Source organism: Planctomycetota bacterium (genome assembly GCA_016872555.1).
Taxonomy (GTDB): domain Bacteria; phylum Planctomycetota; class Planctomycetia; order Pirellulales; family UBA1268; genus F1-20-MAGs016.
Window position 1 is genome coordinate 23238 of sequence record VGZO01000046.1, and the last position, 6815, is coordinate 30052.

Below are 6815 nucleotides of genomic sequence, written 5' to 3' on the forward strand. Positions count from 1 at the left end.
GCCCTGCTCAGCGGCGACGGACGTGGCGGGCCATCAATTCCGGTAGGTGAGCCACGCCGCATTCGACCACGTCGAGCCGACGATGGTGACGGATCGCCCACGTGCGACAATCCTCGGCGACGAGCCACAACGCCGCCTGCGGATGGAGCGTGGCGAACGACTCCATTGCCGTCGGGTCGAACCCCGCCGCCCGCCACTTGCACTCGATCGCCACGGGCGCACGACCACGCGGCGTCCACACGAAATCGACCTCGTGTTTCTGCTTGTCGCGCCAGAAATGGATGCCTTCGTCACCCGCCTCGAACAGCAACTCGTCGAGAACGAGGTGCTCGAACAGCCCCCCCTTGTCCTCGGGACGGAGGCTGTCAATACCGCGGGCATGGCATACGAATCCGGTATCGAACGCGTAAACCTTCGGCATCGCGACGATCTCCCGGGTCGGATGCGAGGCGAACGGGCGCAGGACGTGAATCACCCCGGTGGCGGCGAAGACATCGAGGTAGTTGGCCAGCGTCTGCCGGCTCGCCTCGCACGGCGCGGTGAACTTGGTCAATTCGCACAACCCGCCACTTTGTGCCCACAGCAACTCGAGGAACCGGAGGAACGAGTATCGTTTCCCGATCGCGAACAACTCGAGGATGTCGCGGGCCCAGAACGCTTCCAGCCACTCCGCGTAGTCCTTCACCGGGAGCTGCCGGGCGATGAGCTGCTCAGGGAGTCCGCCACGGACCAGACGACGCTCCGTTTGGACGACATCGAACGCTGCCAATTCGCGGTGCAGCACGGGCAGGAGGCGAACCGTGCGTTTCCGGCCCGCAAGCGTGTCGCGGAAGCGGGCGCTGGCGCCAAGCATCGACGAACCGGTGGCGAGCACGTGCACGTCGGGATGATGATCGGCGGCGATCTTGAGCAGTGTCGACGGATCGGCGAGGCGGTGGATCTCGTCGAGAACGAGCCGCTGCCCGGCATGGCGACGGAGAAAACCCTCCGCGTCCTCGGCGTCGCGGCGCACCGACGGCAGATCGCAGTCGTGATAGATGACGCCGGGAAGCGAGCGGACGAGCGTCGTCTTGCCAAGGCGGCGCGGGCCGGCGAGCCAGACCACGCGCCGCTGCCGCCACTCTTCCTCGATCCGTTCCCGCCACGCCGGCCTCTCGACCGCGTCCGGCGGCGGTGCGGCTGACCGTCGTGGCGGCATTTCTCGACCCCTGGCTCCGGACCCGAATGAAAACAGGTTAGCGTTTGGTAATTCCAAACGCAAACACGCTTCTGCGGGCGTCGCCGTGGATTCAGGACCCGCCGCCGGGGTTCCGCGAGAACTTCATGTACGGCAGCCGGATGCCGCGGACAAAGTACTGCCAGGCCTGGATCGGCTCTGGCGCCGCGTACCCGGCGATGCCGTAGTAGGTGACGACGTCGTCCTGGTCGACGCCGTCGCCCGAGACGCCGAAGCCACCGGCGAGCGTGCTGCCGACGTAGGCGGCGGAAGAGCCGGGGAAGAACACCACGCCGTTTTGGTTGGCCTTCGGCATCACCGTGAACGGGCAGGAGAAGTTGCGGCCGGGATTGAACGAGTCGAAGCCGAGCACGGTCGTGAAGCTCGATGCCGGGCGCGGCGCGCCGACGTTGAGCCCGGTGGCCGGATCGATCCCCGGCTCGTTGAGGATCGAGAACGGCGCCGGGGCGCCGGTGGCGTTGCCGGAGGGATACTTCGGAACGGCGAGGTAGCGGAACGTGCGGTTGGTAAACGCCGTGCCGAGCGGCACTCCGGCGACCTGGTCCTGCGGCTGGAGGTTCGCCGAGGCGTAGTAGACGGTGTTCCGCGACTTGGCCACGGCGACGTCGATCGAGAACACCGTCGCGTCGGGCATCCGAAACAGGCCGAGGACGTCGCCATTGGTGTCGGCGACGCCGAGGACCATCTTCGTGAACGTCGGTTGGACACGGATCTGGGCCCGGGTCTTCACCGCCTCTGCGACCCCCTGGTCGACGATCCGCTTCACGTCGGCAGCCGAGAGGAGGGAACCGGCTCTGGGGGCGACGAGCCAACCGTCGGCCTGAGGCTTGCCGTCGAGAAGCGTCTGCCCACCGACGAACACCTGCCGATTGAGGCCGTTGATCGGCCCGTTACCCTGCGCGGCGATGAGCGAAAAAATCGCCTGCACCCCCGACGGTCCGGCCTGGGGCCCGAAGCTCTGCAGGGCGATGCCGCCGAGATTGATCCGCGCCGCAGTGTTGACGCGGTTGACGAGATTCTGGGCCTGCGGCACCGACATCGGCACCGGGGCACCGAGGCCGCCGGCCCGATTCAGGATCAGGGACGGCGCGAGGGTGACGGTGAGCGGAGCGGTCAGCGGCGTGACGGTGCCGGGAATCGAGACCGGAAGGAGCGTTTCCAGCGCGATAGCCTCGGCCTCGAGGGCCTTCGGGGCGTTGAGCCGGTCGGCACGCGTCTGCGAAGCCACCGGCCGGAATCCCTGCTCGACCGAGGCCGTGCCATCGCGGCCGGGAAAGAAGACACCGATTCCGCCGATCACTTCGTCGGTCCCGGCCCGATAGATCGCCACTCCGCCCGGCAGCGTGGCGATGCCGCGGCCGATCGAACCGGGAAGCGTGCCCGACTGCTGCCCGTAGCTGGCGCGGTTGGTGATCACCTTGCCGTCGACGACGATGCTCGTCCGGTTGGTGTGCTCGATGGCGAACAGATCGACCAGCGGCGTGCGGAGGATCCCCGGGGGAAACTCGCCGCCGATCCCCACCGGCGCCACCCAGCCCGGCCCTTTGAACGTCTCGTCGGCGGCGTTGGGATTGGCCTGCATCTCGCGCTGCGTGATCGTGCTCTGGCTGATGTGGCTGACGGTGCGCGACGTGAGGATCGCCTGGCCATTCGAGAAAAACGCGCCGGTGCGCGCCTTGGCGACGGCGCCGTCGATCGCGAAGGCGCGCGTCGCCGGATCGGTGATCGCGGCATCGACCTGGTTCTCGGTGCGCACGCCGAGGATCCGGCCACTGCGGTCGACGATCGCGATGATCGCGTCGGTGCTCGGCGTGGCGGCGCTCGCCCGATCGAGCAGCGCGGCGACTTCGCTCGTGGAAAGCTGCGCCGCCGCCATCATGGCGCGCGGCTCGAGCGCCTCGACGGCGACTCCCGCCCCCGTCGCACCCGGGCCGGTGGTCCGGCGCGCGCGGTGACGGCCCTGGGCCGGTCCCCTCTCCCCCGTCAGCCAAGCGGACACTTTCAGCACGCCTGCACCTCGTTCGTGACCTACCGTTGCCATCGGACGAGCCGAGCGGCCGGCTTTACCTCGACCGCCCAACCCCCCCAAGTATCATCGTCGCTGCGATCGGAACCGGGGGGACCTCCATGACCACGCCCACGACAGCCCAGTCCAATCCCGAGCTCGACCGGGTGCAAGCAATCGGCGACGACTCGACCGGCTGGCGGCGTTGGGGACCGTATCTCTCGGATCGCGCCTGGGGGACGGTGCGCGAGGACTACTCCCCCGACGGCGACGCGTGGCGCTACTTCACCTATGAGGCGTCGCGGTCCAAGGCCTACCGGTGGGGGGAGGACGGCATCGCCGGAATCTCCGATCGGTTCCAACTCCTCTGCCTCGCCCCCGCCTTCTGGAACGGAGCCGATACGCATCTCAAGGAGCGACTGTTCGGGCTCACGCCGCTGGACGGCAACCATGGCGAGGATGCCAAGGAGTACTGGTTCCACGTCGACAACGTGCCGAGCCACTCCTTCATGCACCTCCGCTACCGCTACCCGCAGCGGGCCTTTCCCTACGACGACCTCGTCGCCGAGAACCGGCGCCGCGCCGGCCAGGGGCCGGAGTACGAGCTGCTCGACACCGGCGTGTTCGCCGATAGCCGCTGGTTCGACATCGACGTCGAATACGCCAAGGCCGACCCCGAGGAACTCGTCCTGCGGATCACCGCCGTCAACCGCGGTCCCGGACCCGCGCCGCTCCACCTGCTCCCCACGCTCTGGTTCCGCAACACGTGGGCCTGGGACGGCGTTGATCATCCGCAACCGGTGATCCGCGCCGACCGCAGTCCGGCAGGAACGCTCGCCCTGGTCGCCGACGACGGCCCCTGCGACCTCGATCCGCGGATCCCCGCCACGGCCCGGCTCGGCCGGCGCTGGCTCGTGCTCGCCGCCTCCGCCGACGATCGGCTCCTGTTCACCGACAACGAGACCAACGGCCCGGCGGTCTACGGCGCGAGCCACTCGAGCCGCTCGCCGTTCACCAAGGATGCCTTCCATCGCTTCGTCTGCGGCGGCGACGGCGCGGCGGTCAATCCGGCTGGCCGGGGCACGAAAGCCTGCTTCCACGCCCCGCGGATCGTGCCCGCCGGGGGCACCGTCGCGGTCCACCTGGTGTTCACCGACCGCGAGCCGGGGCAGCGCGTCAGCGGCGGCGCGGCCCTTGTCGACCATGTCGAGGGCACGCTGGCGGCACGTCGACGCGAGGCCGATGCCTTCTACGCCTCCCTCCCGCCGGCCGACGCCTCGGCCGACGAGCGCCACGTCCAGCGCCGCGCCCTGGCCGGCCTGCTGTGGACCAAGCAGAGCTACATCTTCGACGTCGCCAAATGGCTCGACGGCGACGACCCCGCCCACCCGCCGCCGGAGAGCCGGCGGCGGATCCGCAACCAGCACTGGCGGCACCTCAACTCCCTGCGGGTGATGAGCATGCCCGACAAGTGGGAGTATCCCTGGTTCGCGGCCTGGGACCTCGCCTTCCAGTGCATTCCCTTCGCGCTGGTCGATCCGCGCTTCGCCAAGGACCAGCTGTGGCTGCTCTTGTTCGAGCAGTTCCAGCATCCCAGCGGCCAACTCCCCGCCTACGAATGGGAGTTCTCCGATCTCAATCCCCCGGTCCACGCCTGGGCGGTGTGGCGGGTCTACAACATGGAAAAACGCGGCCACGGTCGCGCCGACCGGGCCTGGCTCGAGCGTTGCTTCCACAAGCTGCTGCTCGTGTTCACCAGCTGGGTCAACAAGGTCGACCGCGAGGGCAACAACGTCTTCGAGGGGGGGTTCCTCGGCCTCGACAACATCAGCGTCTTCGACCGTAGCGAGCGTTGCAACGAAGGCTCGACGCTCGAGCAATCCGACGCCACCGGGTGGATGGGGCTGTTCTGCCTCAACATGATGCGGATCGCCCTCGAGCTGGCCGGCGACAATCCGGCCTACGAGGGGCTGGCCTCGAAATTCCTCCAGCACTACGTCTACATCGCCAGCGCGATGAAGCGGATGGGGCCGCGCGGCGTGTCGCTGTTCGACGAGGAGGACGGCTTCTTCTACGACCTGTTCACGACGCCCGACGGACGGACGACGAAGTTCCGCGTGCGCTCGATGGTCGGCCTGATCCCGCTGTTCGCCGTCGAGCGCCTCGAGGCGGGCTGGATCGAGCCGTTCCGCGAGTTTCGCTGGAACCTCGAATGGTTCCTCGCCAACCGCCGGGAGCTGGTCGCCGACGTGATCCACCAGGTGCCGGCCGCCGACGGCACGACGACCCACGTGCTCACGATCGTCGACGACCGGCAGTTGGCGCGGATGGTCGGAACGCTGGCCGATCCGGGGGAGTTCCTCGCGCCGTTCGGCATCCGCTCGCTCTCCCGCCGCCATGCCGCGGCGCCGTTCGAATTCGACGGCCGCCGAGTCGCCTACGAGCCCGCCGAATCGGAGACCAAACTCAAGGGGGGCAACAGCAACTGGCGCGGACCGGTCTGGTTCCCGACCGCGTTTCTCCTCGTCGAATCGCTCCGCAAGCTCGGCTCGGCCTACGGCGACGGGTTCACCGTGCCCCTGCCGGGCACGGCCGAGCAGGTCCCGTTCCGGCATCTGGCCCGCGACATCGCCCGGCGCCTGGCGGCGATCTTCCTCGCCGACGGTCGCGGCCGGCGCCCGGTATGGGGCTCGGACCCACGGTGGAACGACGACCCGGCGTGGCGTGACGAACTGCTGTTCTTCGAGTACTTCCACGGCGACACGGGCGCCGGCCTCGGCGCCAGCCACCAGACCGGCTGGACGGCGCTGGTGGCCAATCTGATCGCCGAGTGGCGGTAGCGCGCCGCGGGTCGGGCGGCTGCTGCTGCCGTTGCTTTTGCGGGATCACGGCTGCCGACGTACGCTCATGCCGGTCGGGCCGGGTTCGGAGGACGCAGACGCGACGGGTGTGGGACGCGATGATCGTTCAAGAGCTCCACGCTATCCAGCATCGGCACCGCTGGCTCCCCGAGGAGGAGCTCCGCAAACTCGCCGCCCGCACCGGCACGCCGCTCTACCGCCTCCAGGAGGTGGCGAGCTTCTTTCCCCATTTCCACCTCCGTCCGCCCCCCGATGTCGTGGTCGCGGTCTGCCACGACATGGCCTGCCACATGGCCGGCTGCGGCCGGCTCAAGGCGGATCTCGAGGGGCATCTCGCCGCCGACATCTCCGCCGGCCGCGTCCAGGTGCGCTACGCCTCGTGCCTGGGGCGCTGTGATCGCCCGGTGGCGGCGCTGGTCAACGACGAATTCCTCGCGGCGCGCTCGGCCGAGCACCTGGCGGCCATCGCCACAGACGCCCTGCGCGGTCGGGCCCCGACCGCCGACGCCGACAGCGCGTATCGTCCTCATGCCAATCTGCCGTGGCGTATCGACCCCTACGCGGCGCCGGAGGCAGCCGGCGCCCCCTATGCCGCCGTGCGGCGGCTGGTCGAGCTCATCGCGGGCGGCAACGGCCAGACGCTGATCGACGAGCTCAAGACCGCCGATCTGCGTGGCATGGGGGGCGCCGGAGTGCCGGCTCACCAGAAGTG

General features: G+C 69.1%; 4 protein-coding genes. 2 read left to right on the plus strand and 2 right to left on the minus strand.

The features are described 5' to 3' along the window. Positions 1 to 7: 7 nt before the first annotated feature. Complete coding sequence (locus tag FJ309_13825) at positions 8 to 1198, minus strand: ATP-binding protein (protein ID MBM3955670.1); 1191 nt, start codon at positions 1196 to 1198, stop codon at positions 8 to 10. 91 nt (positions 1199 to 1289) lie between these two features. Beyond that, positions 1290 to 3278 carry a heme-binding protein gene (locus FJ309_13830; GenBank protein ID MBM3955671.1) on the minus strand — a complete coding sequence of 663 codons (1989 nt, stop codon included), beginning with the start codon at positions 3276 to 3278 and terminating at the stop codon, positions 1290 to 1292. Between the two features lie 131 nt (positions 3279 to 3409). On the opposite strand from FJ309_13830, the gene FJ309_13835 reads away from it, so the two are divergent. Both FJ309_13835 and FJ309_13840 read left to right on the plus strand, forming a co-directional pair. Continuing rightward, positions 3410 to 6082, plus strand: a complete 2673-nt coding sequence (locus FJ309_13835) for a glucosidase (GenBank protein ID MBM3955672.1) — start codon at positions 3410 to 3412, stop codon at positions 6080 to 6082. A gap of 119 nt (positions 6083 to 6201) precedes the next feature. Then, positions 6202 to 6815: hypothetical protein (locus FJ309_13840; GenBank protein MBM3955673.1), on the plus strand; the 614-nt coding region annotated here is incomplete at its 3' end.